Annotated in this window: 17 protein-coding genes; 10 read left to right on the top strand and 7 right to left on the bottom strand. The window is 58.0% G+C overall.

The window, feature by feature from the left end; translation table 11 throughout:
• The first annotated feature begins 32 nt into the window (after positions 1 to 32).
• A complete protein-coding gene (locus tag ACJ5NV_RS01280) occupies positions 33 to 1,490 on the top strand; it encodes a uracil-xanthine permease family protein (RefSeq protein WP_411641699.1) in 1,458 nt (485 codons plus the stop codon).
• Between the two features lie 188 nt (positions 1,491 to 1,678).
• Here the strand turns inward: ACJ5NV_RS01280 and ACJ5NV_RS01275 are convergent, their stop codons facing one another.
• Positions 1,679 to 2,539, bottom strand: a complete 861-nt coding sequence (locus ACJ5NV_RS01275; protein ID WP_411641697.1) for an AbiJ-NTD4 domain-containing protein — start codon at positions 2,537 to 2,539, stop codon at positions 1,679 to 1,681.
• A 278-nt stretch (positions 2,540 to 2,817) separates the two neighbouring features.
• A complete protein-coding gene (locus ACJ5NV_RS01270; protein ID WP_411641696.1) occupies positions 2,818 to 3,102 on the bottom strand; it encodes a hypothetical protein in 285 nt (94 codons plus the stop codon).
• Positions 3,103 to 3,271: 169 nt separating this feature from the next.
• Here ACJ5NV_RS01270 and ACJ5NV_RS01265 point away from each other — a divergent pair, with 169 nt between their 5' ends.
• From ACJ5NV_RS01265 to ACJ5NV_RS01230, 8 genes are all read left to right on the top strand, one after another.
• A complete protein-coding gene (locus ACJ5NV_RS01265) occupies positions 3,272 to 4,351 on the top strand; it encodes an MHYT domain-containing protein (RefSeq protein WP_411641694.1) in 1,080 nt (359 codons plus the stop codon).
• Positions 4,352 to 4,487: 136 nt separating this feature from the next.
• On the top strand, positions 4,488 to 5,342 hold the full coding sequence (locus tag ACJ5NV_RS01260) for an FAD binding domain-containing protein (protein ID WP_411641692.1): 855 nt from the start codon (positions 4,488 to 4,490) through the stop codon (positions 5,340 to 5,342).
• An 11-nt stretch (positions 5,343 to 5,353) separates the two neighbouring features.
• Entirely contained in the window at positions 5,354 to 5,848 is a 495-nt protein-coding gene (locus ACJ5NV_RS01255) for a (2Fe-2S)-binding protein (protein ID WP_411641690.1), read from the top strand.
• Positions 5,845 to 8,262, top strand: a complete 2,418-nt coding sequence (locus ACJ5NV_RS01250) for an aerobic carbon-monoxide dehydrogenase large subunit (RefSeq protein WP_411641688.1) — start codon at positions 5,845 to 5,847, stop codon at positions 8,260 to 8,262. The genes ACJ5NV_RS01255 and ACJ5NV_RS01250 overlap by 4 nt, the downstream gene beginning before the upstream one ends.
• 49 nt (positions 8,263 to 8,311) lie before the next feature.
• Positions 8,312 to 9,187, top strand: coding sequence for an AAA family ATPase (locus ACJ5NV_RS01245; RefSeq protein ID WP_411641686.1), 876 nt, complete (start codon positions 8,312 to 8,314; stop codon positions 9,185 to 9,187).
• Positions 9,184 to 10,362, top strand: coding sequence for a vWA domain-containing protein (locus ACJ5NV_RS01240; protein ID WP_411641685.1), 1,179 nt, complete (start codon positions 9,184 to 9,186; stop codon positions 10,360 to 10,362). Before ACJ5NV_RS01245 ends, ACJ5NV_RS01240 begins: the two co-directional genes overlap by 4 nt.
• Complete coding sequence (locus ACJ5NV_RS01235; protein ID WP_411641683.1) at positions 10,359 to 10,559, top strand: XdhC family protein; 201 nt, start codon at positions 10,359 to 10,361, stop codon at positions 10,557 to 10,559. Before ACJ5NV_RS01240 ends, ACJ5NV_RS01235 begins: the two co-directional genes overlap by 4 nt.
• A gap of 8 nt (positions 10,560 to 10,567) precedes the next feature.
• The gene (locus ACJ5NV_RS01230) at positions 10,568 to 11,149 is read left to right on the top strand and encodes an XdhC family protein (protein ID WP_411641681.1); all 582 of its coding nucleotides are present in this window, start codon (positions 10,568 to 10,570) and stop codon (positions 11,147 to 11,149) included.
• 4 nt (positions 11,150 to 11,153) lie between these two features.
• Here ACJ5NV_RS01230 and ACJ5NV_RS01225 read toward each other — a convergent pair whose 3' ends face one another.
• From ACJ5NV_RS01225 to ACJ5NV_RS01205, 5 genes are all read right to left on the bottom strand, one after another.
• A complete protein-coding gene (locus ACJ5NV_RS01225; RefSeq protein WP_411641679.1) occupies positions 11,154 to 11,630 on the bottom strand; it encodes a hypothetical protein in 477 nt (158 codons plus the stop codon).
• Entirely contained in the window at positions 11,627 to 12,160 is a 534-nt protein-coding gene (locus ACJ5NV_RS01220) for a GspMb/PilO family protein (protein WP_411641677.1), read from the bottom strand. The genes ACJ5NV_RS01225 and ACJ5NV_RS01220 overlap by 4 nt, the downstream gene beginning before the upstream one ends.
• On the bottom strand, positions 12,157 to 13,224 hold the full coding sequence (locus ACJ5NV_RS01215) for a PilN domain-containing protein (protein WP_411641675.1): 1,068 nt from the start codon (positions 13,222 to 13,224) through the stop codon (positions 12,157 to 12,159). The genes ACJ5NV_RS01220 and ACJ5NV_RS01215 overlap by 4 nt, the downstream gene beginning before the upstream one ends.
• Before the next feature lie 82 nt (positions 13,225 to 13,306).
• A complete protein-coding gene (locus ACJ5NV_RS01210; RefSeq protein ID WP_411641673.1) occupies positions 13,307 to 14,614 on the bottom strand; it encodes a DUF1501 domain-containing protein in 1,308 nt (435 codons plus the stop codon).
• Between the two features lie 34 nt (positions 14,615 to 14,648).
• A complete protein-coding gene (locus ACJ5NV_RS01205; protein ID WP_411641671.1) occupies positions 14,649 to 17,159 on the bottom strand; it encodes a DUF1800 domain-containing protein in 2,511 nt (836 codons plus the stop codon).
• A 310-nt stretch (positions 17,160 to 17,469) separates the two neighbouring features.
• Between ACJ5NV_RS01205 and ACJ5NV_RS01200 the strand changes: the two genes are divergently transcribed.
• Positions 17,470 to 19,164, top strand: coding sequence for a GspE/PulE family protein (locus ACJ5NV_RS01200; RefSeq protein WP_411641670.1), 1,695 nt, complete (start codon positions 17,470 to 17,472; stop codon positions 19,162 to 19,164).
• Position 19,165 lies beyond the last annotated feature (1 nt).

The raw sequence follows: 19,165 nt of genomic DNA, 5'->3' as shown, positions 1-19,165 counted from the left end.
AAGACCGGCAAACAACAAGGGACAAAGACAATATGGCAAACAGAAGCATCGGAACGCCGGATCAATTACGGGATCCAAATTATTTCCCCAGCATGGCACGGGCAGTGCCGTTGGGCATTCAGCATGTGCTGGCCATGTTCGTGTCCAATGTGACACCGGCCATCATCATCGCGGGGGCAGCGGGCTTCGGCTTTGGGTCCGATCAGGGCGCGCTGGGCTTTCCCGACATGACCTATCTGATCCAGATGTCGATGTTGTTTGCTGGCATCGCAACCCTGTTCCAGACTATCGGCATGGGGCCTGTGGGGGCACGGCTGCCCATCGTGCAAGGCACCAGCTTTGCTTTCATTCCGATCATGATCCCGCTGGCTGCGGGCAAAGGGCCAGAAGCGATGAGCGTGCTGCTGACCGGCGTTTTTCTGGGGGGGCTGTTCCACGCCTTACTGGGCACAGTGATTGGCAAAATCCGTTTTGCTTTGCCGCCGCTTGTGACCGGGCTGGTGGTCACAATGATCGGTCTGGCGCTGGTCAAGGTCGGCATTGAATATGCCGCCGGTGGGGTCCCCGCGAAAAGCTTTGATAACCCCGAATATGGCAGTTGGATGAACTGGTCTGCGGCCTTGGTTGTGATCGTTGTGACGCTGGCGCTCAAATTCTTTGCGCGCGGAATGCTTGCGGTCTCGGCGGTGCTAATCGGGATCATCGTAGGCTATCTTTATGCGCTGTTTATCACGCCGCTTTTCTGGGAAACGCCGGTGCAGACCACAAGCTTTGTGGCACAGCAGTGGAACAACGCGGCGTGGTTCATGGTGCCGATGCCCTTCAAATACGGGTTCGAATTCTCTTTTGCCGCGTTGGTGGGCTTTTGCCTGATGGCCTTTGTCTCAGCCGTAGAAACCGTGGGTGACGTCTCAGGGATCGCCAAAGGCGGTGCAGGCCGCGAGGCGACAGATAAGGAAATTCAGGGTGCGACCTATGCGGATGGTCTGGGGACCGCCCTGGGCGGCATCTTTGGCGGGCTGCCAAACACGTCCTTCAGCCAGAATGTCGGGCTGATCGCGATGACCGGCGTGATGAGCCGCCACGTGGTGACGATTGGTGCGCTCTTCCTGATCCTATGCGGGCTGATCCCCAAGGTGGGCGGCGTGGTACGTGCCATGCCGATCGAAGTGCTGGGCGGCGGTGTAATCGTCATGTTCGGGATGGTTGTGGCAGCGGGCGTATCAATGCTGTCCGACGTGGTCTGGAACAAGCGGAACATGGTGATCTTCGCGATTGCGCTGTCCATTGGGCTGGGTTTGCAGCTCGAGGTGATGAACCTCGCCCCCGGCGCGCCGAATGCGTTGCAGTTCCTGCCTGACGGGCTGCGCGTGCTGGCGGCCTCTGGCATCTTGCCTGCGGCGTTGATCGCGATTGTGCTGAACCTGCTCCTGCCAGAGGATATCGACGGCCCCGATGAAATCTCGGGCGGTATGGCTGGCCATAAGTGACCAAACGGCCCCCGATGATGTCGGGGGCGACGAAACTCTCGCGCGACATAGGGTGGCGCCCGGACCTAGGGGCGGGCGCACCTTCCTATCCGCATTGCGGAGCCTGTCAACAATCGGCAAAAGTCATGCAGTTTGCGAGGTCCCGGCCCGGGCGCTGCCCGGCGATGCCGGGCGAGGCAAAAAAAGTGTCACTCTTCACTGATCTCGCCAAACCTTATTCTTAATGCAAGGAGGTAATTTGCAAAGGCACTACATGAAATAAGCATGAAACGCGCTTCTTCTTGAGTGACTGTACTTTTTGTCATGAGACTGTGACGAATGCCGGAGTCGTCCGAAGTCCAAGCGTAGATTTTTTCGAAACCATCCCGCAGTGCAGGGTGAATTTGGTATGTGGCTGCAATGTTTTTGAGCGGTCTGCTTATTCCACTGGGCTTGCGGCCTGTTACGAAAGATACTGCTGCCTCGGCGGCTGAAATGGACTCCTTAATGGAATTTCGGTAGTCGGGACTATTTGTGTTGCTATAGTGTTTGGCTGCCAGTTTGATGTGTTCGTTGACTGCCTCAGAGGCCGATTGTGATGCTGCGGCAACTTCCACCAGCTGATTTTCATCAGACAACTTAACCAAAAAATTTCCCGCGAACCTGAAGGCTGACTTTTCTCTGGAAAGTATGAAATTTGCAGACTCAGTGAAGCGCGATTTGCTTTTCCCGTTTACTGGTGTCCGGGCGCTAATAAACTCTACAAATTCGTATACCTCATAGAACTTCCATTCAAAAAAGCGGCCACGAATGAGTTTTACCGCATCCCCACAATACTTCGGTCTCGAGTCGGCGGGTTCTCGAAAGTAGTTGAACCAAATATCATTGGTTAAGTTGCTAAAGTATTTAGAGTAAGTGCCGCCGACAATACTATGTTGAGCGTGAATGTCTGAAAAGTAGAAATTACTAACTACATCCCAAAGACCGGAGCGAAGGCTAGAAGGCATTTCAGTTTCCGCCAGATCGACGGCGACCGGCACATACCCATATCGTGATGCAAAATCGCTCAATGACGAGCCTCCTCCAAACGCAACTCTCCACCTGCGAGTAGTAAATTCTCGGCGCCACGTATCTACCTTTCAGCATGCCTTGCAGTCAGTCAATCGCCCTTGGCGAGAGCGTTGCGTCAGTCGGTTCCACCAGCTAGCTAAACACAGCACCGCAACCAAACCCAGATCAGGAGCCGGTATGGACAAGTTCGTCAATCTGACCGAGGCCGGCATGGGAATGGATGAGGCCGCCTGCACAGGTGGCCGCGTCTGGCATTGGCAAGGGTAAAGAGACCGCGTTAACGACGGGAAGAGCGGATCGCGCTGTCGGCATAATTGGGGTCATCAGTGATTGCGCCACGTGGCGTCTCATCCTGTGTGGCTGGCCGGGGCGTGGGCCGCGTAAGGCGCGCCCAAAGCTTGCGCGCAAAAAACTGCGCGATCACGACAAGCACCATGAAGGCGGCAAAGGCGGTCAGCAAAGACCATGTGCTGATCAGAACGCAGGCCCCGTCCGCGCCGAAAACAATGGCATAAAGAATGCTGACAGTTTCCACACACTCTGCCGCAAACAGGCTTTCCATGACACTCATTCCCTTTCACACTCTTGGCCAGAGTATGATCTGCACGACGGGGGAAAGTCTACGCTGACGTCTGCGGTGTATGCGGGTCGGTTGATTTTTTCAGACCAGATGCGTTGCAAGGGTTGTGTTATTGCTATGCAGATCGCGCACATTGTGGTCAATTGTCGCCATGGGATTTCTTGAGGCAAGCCATCATCCAAGCCTCGTCGCGGCCTCTTTCATTGTGGCCTTGGCGGCGGGATTTACAGGGCTGACGCTGACACGGGATTTGTCCTCTAAAACCTTAGGACAGCGCAAGTTAGCCATTGCAATGGCGGCCATCGCGCTTGGTGGTGGCATCTGGTCGATGCATTTCGTGGCTATGCTGGGGCTGCAATTGCCGATTCTATTCTATTACGATTCGGCGCTTACTCTGGCGTCTGCTTTGCTGGCGGTCCTGATGGTGGGCACGGCATTGATTTTGTTGCATTTCCTGGAACGGACACCGCTGGTGATCACGATTTCCGGGGGCATCGTCGGGCTTGGCGTCTTATCGATGCATTATCTGGGCATGGCAGGGCTGGAACTTTGTCAGGCGGTCTATACGCCGTGGGGGCTTGGTTTTGTGACCATGGTCGCCGTGGTCTTATGCATTGCCGCCTTCTGGGTCGCCTATGGGCAGTTATCGCGGTGGAATATCCTGCTCGGTACGCTCTGCTTTGCGACGGCGGTATTTACTGTGCATTTTACTGCGGTTGGCGGAACAAACTTTGTCACTGTGCCGTCTTTCGACGAGGTCGGCCCGGTCATAAGCAATGAAGTGCTCGCCCTTGCCGTGATCATGTCCAGCTTTGTGATTTTCGGTGCATTCCTATGGGTGGGGATCGCCTTTCTGGTGCCGCAAACGACGCCCGCGCATGATCTGATCGTATCCCCGCGGCCTTTGCGTATTCCCTGCGAAAAAGACGGGCGGACCTTATTCATCGACCCCGCTGATATCGCCTTTCTCAGGGCAGAGGGGCATTACACCCAAGTCTATACCCACCTAGCCCATCACTTCTGCATATGGTCCATGACTGAAGCGACAAAGCGTTTGAAATCACAGGGTTTTCTGAAGGTGCATCGCAGCTATCTGGTCAACCCTGCCCATGTTCAGCAGTTCGAACGATTGAAAGACAACGGCTTGTGCCGTTTCGACATTCCTGATTTGCCACCAGTCCCGGTCAGCCGCGCGAATCTGAAAGTGATCCGCGCCGCGCTTGGCGTATGACCAATCGTATTTCGTGCGCCGCTTGATGCAATTCGTGCAAATTCGCCGAATTTCATTGATTAACGCAAGGTCCCACGCTGGTCCGCAGGCAAGCTAATCCCGTCACAAGACATTTTGCTGATCGGGAGGAAAGCAAATGATACCAGCGGCGTTCGATTATCATCGGCCCACGGACCTTGCAGGGGTCTTTGCCCTGCTGCACGAATATGGGGATGATGCACGGGTGTTGGCCGGAGGCCACAGCCTGATCCCGATGATGAAGCTGCGCATGGCGGATGTGCCGCATCTGATTGACCTTCAGGATGTTGCAGGGTTGTCAGGGATTGAGATAAACGGCGATCAGATCCGGATCGGGGCGATGGTCACGCAAGCCGATCTGATTGCCGATGACGGGTTAGCCGCCGCTGCCCCCATCGTGCGCGCTGCCGCTCTGCAAATTGCAGATCCGCAGGTGCGTGCGATGGGGACATTGGGCGGCAATCTGGCCAATGGCGATCCTGGCAACGATATGCCGGCTGTGATGCAATGTCTGGATGCGCAATTTACGCTTGTCGGGGCTGATGGCGAACGCAGCGTTGCAGCGCGGGATTTCTACGAGTCAGCCTATATGACCGCCCGCGCAGATGATGAGGTGCTGACCGCTATCAGCTTTACGGCCCCATCGGGTGGCCACGCTTATGAAAAGCAAAAACGCAAAATCGGCGATTACGCCACCGCCGCCGCTGCGGTGCAGCTGCGCAAGGATGGTGGGCAATGTGTGGCGGCCTCTATCGCCATGACAAACCTGTCCGATGTGCCGGTCTATTCTGAAGCCGCAGGCGAAGCGCTGATAGGTACCGCCGTCGATGACGCGGCGATCAAACCCGCCGTCGCCGCGATGCTTGGCGATATTGATCCGGCAGAAGACAATCGCGGCCCGGTCGCCTTCAAGCGCCACGTGGCTGGCATCATCCTGACCCGCGCGATCACACGCGCTTGGTCGCACTGCTAAGGGGGAAGCTCATGTCTGACAAAATGCACATCAAAATGACCGTGAACGGCAAAGCCGAAGAATTCCTAGCAGAGCCGCGCGAATTGCTGATCTACACATTGCGTGAACGGCTGAACCTGACCGGCCCACATATCGGTTGCGAAACCTCTCATTGCGGGGCCTGTACGGTGCTGCTGAACGGTAAATCCGTCAAATCCTGCACGATGTTCGTCGCACAGGCCAGCGGGGCCGATGTCACTACAATCGAAGGGGTTGGCAACCCGGACGCGCTGCACCCGCTGCAAGAGGCGTTTCGCGAACACCACGGGCTGCAATGCGGTTTTTGCACCCCGGGCATGATCACCCGCGCGGTCAAGCTACTAGAGGAAAACCCAACCCCGACTGAGGAAGAGGTCCGTTTCGGCATGGCAGGCAATCTGTGCCGCTGCACCGGCTACCAGAACATCGTGAAATCCGTTCTCGCCGCTGCGGCGGTGATGAATGCATCGCAGGAGGCCGCAGAATGAAAGACGACGTGACAACACGCGAAGCGCGTATCGATGGTCTTCAGGGGCTGGGCTGCAAGCGTAAACGGGTGGAAGACGCCCGCTTCACCCAAGGCAAAGGCAACTATGTCGACGATCTCACGCTGGATGGGATGCTGGCCGGGGACTTCGTGCGCTCACCCTACGCGCATGCCCGTGTGACCAGTATCGACACAGAGGCAGCACTTCAGATCCCCGGTGTTCTGGCCGTGCTGACGGCGAAAGATCTGGAACCGCTCGGCCTGCACTGGATGCCCACGCTCGCCGGGGACAAGCAGATGGTGCTGGCCGATGGCAAGGTGCTTTACCAAGGGCAGGAAGTCGCATTTGTCGTGGCAGAGGATCGTTTCGCCGCCGCCGACGGGGTCGAGGCGGTCATGGTCGACTACGAAGAACTGCCCGTGCTGATCGACCCATTCGAAAGCCTGACATCCGATGTTGTCCTGCGTGAAGATCTGGACCCGACCGTTGACGGCGCACATGGGCCGCGCAAACACCCCAACCATATTTTCACATGGGAAGCAGGCGACCAAGCCGCGACAGAGCAGGTTCTGGCAGAGGCGGATGTGGTCGCCGAAGAGATGATCTATTACCATCGGACCCATCCGTGCCCTTTGGAAACCTGCGGCTGCGTGGCGAGCATGGACAAGGTGAATGGCAAGCTGACCCTTTGGGGTACGTTTCAGGCGCCCCATGCGATCCGCACGGTCATCTCCCTGATCTCTGGCATTGAAGAACACAACATCCGGGTGATCAGCCCTGATATCGGCGGCGGTTTCGGCAACAAGGTGGGCGCTTATCCGGGCTATGTCTGCTCTGTCGTCGCTTCCATCGTCATGGGCAAACCGGTCAAATGGATCGAAGACCGGATGGACAATCTGATGACCACCGCCTTCGCCCGCGATTACCACATGCAGGGCAAGATCGCCGCAACGAAAGAAGGCAAGATCACCGGGCTTTGGTGCCACACCACGGCGGATCACGGCGGCTTTGATGCTTGCGCTGATCCGACAAAATTCCCCGCCGGTTTCATGAATATCTGCACCGGGTCCTACGACATTCCGACCGCCTATCTGGCCGTGGATGGGGTCTATACGAACAAGGCCCCCGGCGGGGTCGCCTATCGCTGCTCTTTCCGGGTGACAGAGGCCGCCTATTTCATCGAACGCATGATCGAAGTGCTGGCGATTGAACTGAACATGGACGCGGCAGAGCTGCGGCGGATCAATTTCATCAAGGCCGATCAGTTTCCTTATCAATCGGCGCTGGGCTGGGAATATGACAGCGGCGATTATCACACAGCATGGGACAAGGCGTTAAAGGCGGTCGATTACGACGGCTTGCGCGCCGAACAAACGCAGCGCGTGGCTGACTTCAAAGCCGGGAAAACCCGCAAGCTGTTGGGCATCGGTCTGACCCATTTCACCGAAATCGTCGGGGCCGGTCCGGTCAAGAACTGCGATATCCTTGGGCTTGGCATGTTCGACAGTTGCGAAATCCGCATCCACCCCACCGGCAGCGCCCTCGCGCGGCTGGGAACGATCAGTCAGGGACAAGGGCATGCCACGACCTTTGCCCAGATCCTCGCCACTGAAATCGGGCTGCCTGCGGATAGCATCACAATTGAAGAAGGCGATACCGACACAGCGCCTTATGGGTTGGGCACCTACGGGTCACGCTCCACCCCTGTCGCTGGGGCGGCAACCGCCATGGCTGGGCGCAAAATCCGCGCCAAGGCGCAGATGATCGCGGCCTATCTACTCGAAGTGCATGACAATGACGTGGAATTCGACGTGGATCGGTTCATGGTCAAGGGCGCGCCAGAGCGGTTCAAGACAATGAAAGAAATTGCCTTTGCCGCCTATAACCAAGCCATTCCGGGGCTGGAGCCGGGGTTAGAGGCCGTCAGCTATTACGATCCACCCAATATGACCTACCCGTTCGGGGCCTATATCTGTGTGATGGAACTCGACGTGGACACTGGCGAACACGAAATCCGCCAGTTCTATGCGCTGGATGATTGCGGCACCCGGATCAACCCGATGATCATCGAAGGCCAAGTGCACGGCGGCCTGACAGAGGCGCTGGCCATCGCGATGGGCCAGGAAATTGCTTATGACGATATGGGAAACGTCAAGACCGCGACGCTGATGGATTTCTTCCTGCCCACCGCAGTCGAGACACCACATTACACCACCGATCACACAGTTACCCCCAGCCCGCACCACCCCATCGGTGCAAAGGGGGTCGGCGAAAGCCCGAATGTCGGCGGCGTGCCCGCGTTTTCCAATGCGGTGCATGATGCGTTCCGCGCATTCGGCTTGCGGCAGGCCCATATGCCCCACGATCATTGGCGGGTTTGGAAGATCGCCAAAGATCTGGGCCTGCATGGGTAGCAGTAGGGAGGGCGGGGCGATAGCGCCCCGCCCTTTTGAGGAGGTATTGATGAACTGGACCGAACTGCAATCCGCCATGGCGACCCATGGCTATGTCGCATCTGACGATCTGTCGGTGGCGCTGCATCTTGCGTTATCTCTTGGCCGCCCGATCCTGTTGGAAGGGGCCGCAGGCGTGGGCAAGACAGAGGTCGCCCGTGTGCTCGCCACCGTCCGTGACACGCGGCTGATCCGGCTGCAATGCTATGAAGGCTTGGATGCGCAGCAGGCAATCTACGAATGGAACTACCAGCGCCAGTTGCTCGCCATCCGCGCCGCCGGTGAGGCAGGCGAGACGGCGAACGACGTCGAAGCGCGGATATTCTCAGAAACCTATCTGCTGGAACGCCCGCTGCTCGCCGCGATCCGGCAAGAGACCCGGCCAGTGCTATTGATTGATGAGGTTGACCGCGCTGACGAAGAATTCGAAGCTTACCTGCTGGAAGTGCTCGCCGATTATCAGGTCACAATTCCGGAATTGGGCACGATCACTGCCACAACACATCCTATTGTCGTGCTGACTTCGAATGGGACGCGCGACCTGTCCGACGCGCTGCGCCGACGCTGCCTTTACACCTATCTGGACTATCCCGACCGGGCGACAGAGCTTGCCATTCTGAACGTGCGCTGTCCTGATGTTTCCGCCCGTCTGGCGGGACAAATTGTGGGCTTTGTGCAGTCACTGCGTGAAGAAACGCTGGAAAAAGTGCCCGGCATTGCCGAGACGCTGGATTTCGCTGCGGCACTCATGGGGCTTGGCATCGCCGATCTGACCAGTGACCCTGCGGTGTTGCAGGGTACGCTCACGACGCTGCTGAAAACGCAAAGCGACCGGTCGCACATCACAACCGAGGTGGCCCAGCGGATCGCGGGGCGCGCCGCATGAGCCGGGTCACCCGTTTCGCCGGACGCGACCCCGGCCCGGCAGCACGGGTCAGCGGTTTTCTGGCGCATCTGCGTGAAAATGGCCTGCGATTGGGCGTTGCCGAAACGGGGCTGGCGCTTGATGCTTTGTCTCATGTGTCCGCTGTAAGTCCGATAGAAGTCCGACGCGCATTAAAGGCGGTCTGTACCGGCACCAAGGAAGAGGCCACACGGTTCGACGCGCTGTTCGATGCCTATTGGATGAACGGGGGCAGAGTGCGGCAGAAAGTGGTCCCGAAGCTTAGTGATCGCGGCAGCGATTACGTCCATTCCTCGCGCAATACTCCCGGCGTTTCTGGCGGCGCAGGACAGGCCACAGCACCTGATGGGGCCCAAGGCGAAGCAGAAAGCGACGGTGAAGGCAAACTGGTCGCGACAGAGGTGGAAAATCTGATGCGCAAGGATCTGCGCGACCTAGTGCAGGCCGAAGATATCCTTGCCGCAGAAGAGGTTGCACGCAGGTTGGGCGCAGCATTGCGCGACCGCCGCTCGCGCCGCCGGATCGCCGCACGCAAGGGCGACACACTGCATTTTCGCAAGATCATCCGGCAGAGCCTGGCCAGTGGCGGTGATCCGATCCACCTGCCGAAAAAGCGCCGCCCGGACAGGACACGCAAAATCGCAGCACTTTGCGATGTGTCTGGATCAATGAGCGTCTATGCGCGGATATTTCTGGCGTTTCTGACAGGGCTGATGCGGGTGGATCCACGGACGGATGCATATCTGTTCCATACAAAATTAGTGCGTATTTCCGACGCCTTACGTGAAAAAGACGGGATGCGCGCACTGGCGAAATTGTCACTGATGGCGCATGGGTTCGCGGGTGGTTCAAAGATCGGCGGCAGCCTGGATCACTTTGCCCGCAGCTATGCCCGACAGTTCGTCGATGGGCGCACGGTCGTGCTGATCCTGTCGGATGGGTATGACACGGACCCGCCGGAACTGATTGATGCTGCGCTGACGCGGCTGAAAAAACGGGGCTGCAAGGTGATTTGGCTGAACCCGCTCAAGGGCTGGCGCGATTACACGGCAACGGCGCGGGGCATGGAGGCGGCCCGCCCGCATTTGGACCTGTTCGCCGCCGCGAACATGCTGGCCGATCTGGCGGCATTAGAACCGGAGCTTGCGCGCCTATGATGAGCAAATATGTTTTTGATCCCAGCTTGGCCGAAGCAGTAGAGGCGCTGCGCGCGCAGGACACGCCTTTTGCCATTGCCACGGTCATTCGTACGGCGGGTCTCACGGCGGCCAAGCCGGGGGCGAAGGCGCTGTTGCGCGGCGACGGAACGATCATGCAAGGTTGGCTGGGGGGGGCTGCATCCGTGGCGCGGTGAAAGCTGCGGTGCTGAAGGCACTGGAAAAAGGTGAACCGCAGCTGATCTCGATCGCGCCAGACGATGTACTGTCCGAAAAGGGGCATAAGGTTGGGGAAATCGTCGACGGGGTGGCATTCGCCCGCAATGGCTGCCCATCGCGCGGCACGATTGATATGTTTGTCGAGCCTTACTTGCCACGACCGGAACTTGTGGTCTTTGGGGCATCGCCGGTGGCACAAGCACTCGCCGATCTAGCCCCGCGATTTGACTGGGCCACGCGCTGTCTTGATGCAGGGCAGGTGCCGCAGAACGTGACGAGCCGCCAGCGCGCAATCGTCATCGCGACCCAAGGCCAGGGCGACTTGCAGGCGCTGCAAACAGCGCTTGCCAGCCCGTCCCGCTATGTGGGTTTTGTCGGCAGTCGCCTGAAATTTGCGGCACTTTCGGCCAAGCTCGCCACGGAGAATGTCCCGACAAATCGGATCGCCCGCGTGCAAGCCCCTGCCGGACTGGATATCGGCGCGATCACGCCCGAGGAGATTGCCCTGTCCATCCTTGCCGCGCTGACACAACAGCGGCGGCGTCCAGCGACCGACATCGCCGAATAGTCGCTCAGGGCCTGCCAGAGGTCAGGTTCAGCGCTTGCAGATTGCCGTCCTCAGATTGCACGGTCACCGCCCTTTGGGTGATCTCAACCACGCGCCACGGGCCGACCTGCTCTCCGACGCGGCGGCGCAGTAGTTCGGGACTGTTTGACAGGCGCATCAGTGCGATTTGCACGTCATCGCTGTTCAGAATTCCCATCAGGCTGAGCGTCAGCTCTGCTGGTGCGGCGGGTGCCGCCGTGGCGGCTTGGACTGGCGGCCGGCGTGTGACGTGAAAGAGCGGGCGGGCCAAAAGCGCCTCGGCCCCCATGGCAAGGACTTGCTCGATCTCTGGTCCTTCCTCGGCCACAGCGGGTGTCGCATTTCGGTTCAATAATGCGGTATCATCGCCGGATGGCAGCCAAAGCGCGAGCGCAAGCGCGACGCAGATCACAGTTGTGGCGGTTGGTGCCCAGCGTTGGATATGATCGACATAAGGTGTCATTGCTTGGCAAATCCGATCAGTTTCAGCTGGATCGCAAGCGGCCTTTGGTCATTGCCACGCCCCACAGACCGTGCGCGGCGCAAGCTGATCGCGTCTACGACAATCATTGGGTTATGATCGGCAAGCGCGCGCAGATAGCCGCCCAATTGGGTTTCATTGACGACACCGTTCAGTGTCAGCGTCATACGGACATTGGCGCCCACCCTTTCGATCTGATCGGCGCGGATCACTTCGAGGCTGACCTGATTTTCTTCGGCCAGATCCTGCATGTCGCTTTGCATTTCAGACTGGGCGAGCTGCGAGGTTTCGCTTTCATAAAAGCTGATCCCGTCGCCTAGCGCTGTGGCCTGCGTATCGACCTGTGCGGCGAGCGCGATCCGCGCTTCCAACGTTGCAATCTCTGATTGGCGGTCTGCGGCCATGCCCCAGACCCAAAAGCCAAGCACGATCAACCCCGCGCAACTGCCCAGAACGATGATTTGCGCCATGCGCCACACAGCCGCGGTATCGCGAAAGATAAATCCGGTCATGATAGCGCGCCCGTCAGCGTGGCGTTGATCCGGAAGCGTTCCAGATTTTGCGTGTTGTCACGGGTTACGGGCGAGCCGAATTCAATCTCGGCTAGCCCGTCAAGCGTAGCAAGCAGGCGCGTGACCTCTGCCGCCGAGGGGCCGTAGCCGGTGATCGTCAAACGGTCATCTTCAATCGCGATCTGTTCCAGCCAGACACCATCGGGCAGCAACACCGCCAGATTGCCTAAAAGAGCCAGCTTGGCATTGCCCGCCATGCGCGTGTCTTGCAAGGCACGGGTGGCAGCCTGAGAGGCGGCCAGCCTGCTGATCGTGGCATTGGCGGCGACGGCTCTGTTTTCGGCGTCATTGTAGCGGACGCTCTGCGCCACGACACATACGAGGGTCGAGACTGCCAGAAGCATAAAGCTGATGACCGGAAGCCGCAGAACGCGCGGGATCGTCCGCCAGATATGTGCGGGCTTGCTCAAATCTGTATGCGAGGCTTTGCCGGTGGCCCAATCCGGATGCACGGTCAGACGCGGGGATCCGTCTGCCGCATGGCGCCGGGCGGTTGAGACCTGCTTTTTATGGGCGGAAAACGCGTCGAGCACCCAATCGATTGAGGTGTTCAGCACAATGGCCGCCTGCACCTGCCAGTCGCCATTATCTGTTTCATGGGCCACCCAGAACCAACGGCATTGATCGCGCTGAAACGGGGATCGGAAGGCAAGCTCGCTGTCGATCATCGCCTCAACATCCCGGAACGGGCCATTTGGGACCGTAAAGTTCAGGTCCAGCGCCGATCGACCCGCGAACACAATATCCAAACGACGTTCGGGCAATGCGGCCAATTGTGCGGCCAAGGCAGACCTGTCGCTGAATTGCGTCATCTCATCATCAAGCGCCACGGCAAAGCCGTCATCGTTGATCACGATCTGTGGGGGCGGGGCCTTGGGTTTGAATTGTGCCGCAGCATCAAGCGCGGCAAGTGCCGCCGAAGCAAGATTGCGCAGTTTGGTCAACGTATTGACGGACCGCTGGGTGGCGGATGTTGTGGCTGACGCATCGCTGGATTTGGTCATGCCGGAAGAGATCCTTGGAAAAAAATTGCGCTGAAGGACATGTAGCCCTTCAGCGCATCGGTTTTCAACATGTGAGCGTTGGTCAGGACATTCTGCTGAACAAATTGTGGTTCACGAAGTTGTGGTTTGGGAAGACCGTCGAAATGAGGTTTTCAGACATCCCCATGTGACGCACCATAATTTCTGCAACGATATCACGGTATTCCGTGACTGTCGGCACGTATCGGTTGTTGCGCAGCTGATTGACCGCAAGGGTGGAAATATCCGGGGCGACGCCGCCTGCGGTGGGTCCACCAAAGGAGAACCAGGTAGAGCCATGCCCGTGATCGGTACCTTGCGTGCCGTTTTCGATCACAGTCCGTCCGAACTCTGTCACAACCAGCACAACCACGTTATCAAGCTCAGCGCCCATATCGCGGTAGAAGGTCAGGAAGTCGTTGGCACCCTCGCGCATGCGGCGGTGGTAGCCAAAATTCGGATCACTGAAGGGGTTGTTGCCTCCGGCAATCTGGTTGGCGTGGGTATCCCAGCCAATGTTCCAATCCATAGCCGCCACTTCCAGTGGCACGCCAGCCTTGAGCAGTTGCGCCACGAGTCTCAGACCTCTGCCCAGCGACGAACCTGAATATTCCAGACCGCCAGCTTGTGTGGTGTAGTCCGCACCGGCTGCCTGTACCTCTGCAATCGAGTCGAGCATAATCAGTTGGTTGTCGCGCACTTGCCCTTCGACCGCTGACAGATCGACGTCATGCGAAGAGATTTCCCGCATCAAATCAGTCATCTGGTTATCTTCGCAGCCGTTACCGGCGCATAGGTTGCGGTTGTCGAGCGAGAAACCGTTCCGATCCCTGATCGCGGGTACCACGATTTGACCGCTGGCTTCAGTGCTGATGGAGTTTTTACCGAGCACGGCACCGCGCAGCGGGTGATTAGGGCCATCGACGTTCTGCATATACCGGTTGAGATACCCATCAATCAGGTCGTTGCGGGCCCCGGTGCCGATCCAGCGCTGGTTGTCGAAGTGTGACCGGTTGCCATCGTCCATTGCGGTGGACGGTGCGACCATCATGCGTCCCGCGTCCCAAATTTCCATCAGTGGTGCAAGGTTCGGGTTCATGCCGCGATAGTTATCGCCAATATCAATGGCCCGGTTGCCATCATTGCCCATGGGGGGTTCGATTGCGATGTTCGGGCGGTGTTGATAGTAGATGGGATCGCCTACTGCGGGGAACAGGTGAAGGCCATCAGCCCCGCCCCGCATAAAGACCTTTACGAAAGTTTTGCCGCCTGTCGACTGACCAAAGGCAAACTGCGGGGCGCCTGCGACACCAGCCATACTTGCTGCTGCGGCCATGGCGGATGATTTTAGAAATTCTCTACGCGTTTTCACTGTGGATACCTTTCAGAATTTGGAAGAGCTGACATTACTGCAGTTCGAAGCTTGGCATGACGACGAGCATGCCCGTCGCACGGTTGAAGGCGCTTGTTTCGTTCGTCATGTTGGGCTCAAAGATGCCGTCTTCACCCTTCAGGACACCTACAAGCGTTTCGTACTCTTCGCGGGTAAAGCGATCGGCGGTTGCAATGGTCAGCAGATAAGCGGCCACCTCTTCAGCCGTTTCCAGACCAGCATCTTCAATCTGAGCACCGATATCGATGTTATATTCGTCCTGACGTTCCACGATGTCTGTCAGCTTGCGATAGCGTGCGATCTGAGAGGCAGAGCTGACCCACGCGTCGGCTGTTTCAGGCAAACCAGTCGGCAAGTCGAATTCCAGCGGGTCGTAACCACCGTCTGTGCTGACCTCGACGAAACGCTGGTAGAAGTTACCGTCGGCATCATTAGCCGCAGGGCGGGCACCAAGGGCGCGGATTGCTGATGCAGCATGTTCATAGGGTGTCTTGGTCTTGTTGCGCTGATATTCAGCGTTCTCGATATAGGCTGGTGCCGTCAGGATAGCGCGCAGCATTTCGCGGCTGCTGCCATCGCTGGCTTCCCATGCTGCGACACACAGATCGATGAACTCTTGCGGTGGGACATCTGCCACAAACCGCTGCACGATCTTGCCGCAAACAAAGTTCTGCGTCCGCGGATCAGCGGCGAGCAGGGCGATCAGTTCTTCGCCTTCCTGCACCCCTGCGTCACCAGCGCGTCCAGCGATGGTCGTGTCCAGAAACGCGATGGTTTTGTCGTCAGCGTCGTGTCGGTCCGGCTGGAATTCAAATTCGTAGATGCTGGCCACATCGCCCGAATTTGTCCGGCGGTAGCGCCAACCGGTAAAGACGCGCGCCACTGCGATCACATCTTCCGCACTATAGCCGCCATTGACGCCGACCGTATGCAGTTCCAAGATTTCTCGCGCGTAGTTTTCGTTGATGTTTCCGCGGCGGCTCAGATCGTTGTCAAGGAATTGCGACATGAGCGGACTGCGAGCGGAATACAGCAGCAGGTCTTCGAACCGGCCCATCGCATTGTCGCGGTAGAAATCGCGATCATCGAAATTCTGACGCCGGATATCTGTCCCCTTGGTCGAGGCGAAGAAGTGGTTGTTCCAGAATTCGCCCATCACCTCGTTCAGCTGTTTGTCCGAAAAGGCCGCATAAGCAAGATTGTGGCGCATGATGCTACGGTTCATCACACCTACATTGCGTGTTGTCAGCTCTAGCATGCCATCCGGATCGGTGTTTTCGAAGGATGAGTCGTTGATGCTGCCCGGATTGAGCTGTTCGTTAACATACGCCGTGAAGCCAATCATACGCACACGGTTGTAAAGATCCGCTTCGGGTCCAAAAGAAATACGTGACAGCGCTTGCGATAGCCCGTCATTCACGGTCGCGGCTTGGAACGTGTAGCTGACTGGCATCGTCATGACTTCGTCATTGCTGCTGGAGGTGCCGGTCAGTGTCAGGCTGGCTTGACCGCTTGTCAGGTCCTCGGGGAAGAGACGCACCGCGAATTGACCTGTCGTTGGTCCGACATCAACATCGAACGATCTTTCGGACTCTGCAATCGTCACCGTAACGGTGTCATAGGTTTCAGGGTCCATGACCCCACCAAACAAAGTCTGACCGTTTGAAGCGACCATGCCTTCGTCCGTCGGTCCGGCCACAATTTCAACAGCTTGAGTCAGATCGACTGAGACCGGAGGGCTGAGCGGGCTGGAGATCGCCGCACCAGCAGGAATGTCGACCGGAACATCGGGCGCGCTTCCACCGCCGCCGCCACCGCCGCCGCTTGATTGTGCTTCGCGCGCAGCAAGAATTGCCCCAACTGCACCGCTGATCGCTGACCGGGCAACGCCACCGGAGCTGCTCCGTTGTTGATTGTTGCTACCGGTGTTCGGCTCGCTGCTCTCACGGTTGGTAAGCGTTGCCGATGCGGCAATGGTTGATAGGGTTTGCGACAGACTCGCCTTGCTGGTGGTGCTGAGCGCGCTGGAAGAGTTCAGGACCGAGGCCACGCTGCTTTGTGGGCTAGGAAAGATCTGTGCGTTGTTTTGTTTCTCTTCATTCGCGACACTAAGAAGTGTGGCAAAACTGGTCGGCGCCATGCCGACCTGATTGATTTGAACGGTTGCCAGTTTGGCGTTAGTGATCGCCGTCCCGCTCACTTCAATTACATGATCGCCGGCGGACAAGCTGACCAATGCGGTGACCGCTTCGCTGCTGTTGCTTGGCGCAGACAGGTCAAGCACGATGTCACCATCGACGCGCAGTTGCAGGGCCGCATTTGCCGGTGCGCTGAAAGAATAGGTGCTTGCGACAGGTGCGTTCAGGTTGAGCGAGGCTTTTGTTTCAGCCTCTTGCTGCAACGCGCTGCTATTGAACCGCGCGTTGATCGCCGCGATTGATGTTTCTTGTGCAAACGCTGTCCCGGTCACAGTGGCCAAGATCAGCGGCGTTAAAGTGAGAAGTCTTCTACCAGTGTCATTCATTATCAGGCTCTCTCAATTTAGGTTGTGTGGACGGATGTCCGCTGTCGAAATTGATTTGCGCGAAGTTCTTGTTTCCACACAACAAACGCCTGACCCTGCGTCAGAATCGGCGTAAATGTGCTTAACTTGGTTGCAGGGTTGGGAACATTCTTGCGGAACTTTGGACATATGTTCTGTTAGGGGCGTCAATGCCTTGAATTCGCCATAATATCGGATGGGCCCATGACTAGGGTTACGTGGATGGTGCTGCTATTTCTGGGGTAGAGAATCGACGCGCTGGGGGCGGCGCAAAACCTGAAAGCGATGACACGTGTTAATAGATGTAGAAAAGCGCAACCAACTGCCCACGATTTTCTTGGAAAACGGAACCCTGTCCGACGCTAACCTGACACAGGTCATGGATGCGGCGGCGAATACAGGTCAGTCGGTACGCGTCGTGCTGGATCGCCTTGGTCTTGTGCCGCAAAAAGAATGGGCCCGCGCCAGCGCCAGCCATCTTGGTCTGCAACTGGTTGGTTTGGACGATATGCCCGAACGGCTGCCGCAGGATCCCCGCCTGTCAGCCGATTATCTGGAGCGTAACGCCATCGCCCCGCTGCATATCGCGGAAGACCGCGCCTATTTCGCGGTGGCGGACCCATATGATGACAGCGCCATCGCAGCGCTTGAGATGATTTTCGGCACGGCGCTTGAACTGGCGGTGGCGACTGACCGTGACATTACATTGGCGATGGCCCGCAGCGCAGAGGCGCTTGCCGGTGAGGATATCGCTGGCGCACGTGTCAGCCCGCGGGACATGGCCGGGCTTGATCTTGATACGGACAAGCTGACCGAACTTGCCAACAATGCACCCACTGTGCGTTATCTTGATACGCTCTTTGATACGGCCGTCGAACTGCGCGCCACGGATATCCATCTGGAGCCCAGCGCGAACTCGGCGCGCGTGCGGATGCGGGTTGATGGCGATCTGGTCGAGGCGCAACCGCCAGAGCGCGGACTATATGAAGGTGTCGTCTCGCGTTTGAAAATCCTCGCGGGGATGGATATCAGCGAACGCCGTCTGCCGCAGGACGGACGGTTGCGTGAGAAGCTTGCAGGCCGCGAAATTGACATGCGTGTCGCCAGCGCGCCGATGATCCACGGTGAAACGATGGTGCTGCGTCTGCTCGACAATCATGAAGGCCTGTCAAAGCTCGCCGATCTGAAACTGCCCGCGCATGTGGCCAAAAGGCTGGGTTCGGCGATCAAACAACCCAATGGCCTGATCCTTGTCACCGGTCCCACCGGGAGCGGGAAGACGACGACGCTTCATGCTGCGATGAACGAGTTGAACGATACCCGACGCAAGATCGTCACCATCGAGAACCCGGTCGAAATCCAAACTCCGGGGTTGCAGCAGATTGAGGTGAACCCAGAGCTAGGCTGGACCTTTGCCGCCGCGCTACGCACTATTCTACGCCATGATCCTGACGTGATCATGGTAGGCGAAATTCGGGATAGCGAGACTGCAGAGCTCGCCGTGCGGGCTGCCATGACCGGCCACCTTGTCTTTTCTACCCTGCACACCAACCGCGCGACAGAGGCCGGGACACGGCTGATTGATCTGGGTGTGCCAGAATATCTGATGAAATCCGTCACCCGGTTGGTGGCTGCGCAACGTCTGGTGCGGCGCGTCTGCCCGGCCTGCGCCAAGCCGGTTGACCTGTCATCTAATACCAGACTGCGCGAGACCTTCACCAAGTTGGACCAGCGTACCGGGTCGCAAACTGACCCCAAGACGTGGACGCTTGTGAAATCAGTCGGATGTGATGCCTGCAATCACACAGGCTTTCGCGGTCGTGCCGCGCTGTTTGAGGCAATGACCCCGGATCAGCTGTTTTTGCCAGAGGGCAGTGCCCAAGCCCGTGCGCTTCAGACGATGGGCTCGGAAGGTATTCGGCTGATCGCGGCGGGGCAGACCACGGTGGAAGAAATTTTGCGCGTCCTCGGCGCCAACCATTTTTGAA

Source organism: Loktanella agnita, assembly GCF_046640325.1.
Classification (GTDB): domain Bacteria; phylum Pseudomonadota; class Alphaproteobacteria; order Rhodobacterales; family Rhodobacteraceae; genus Yoonia; species Yoonia agnita.
The sequence above is the reverse complement of the archived record's forward strand: the minus strand, read 5'-3'. Positions and strand labels throughout refer to the sequence as shown.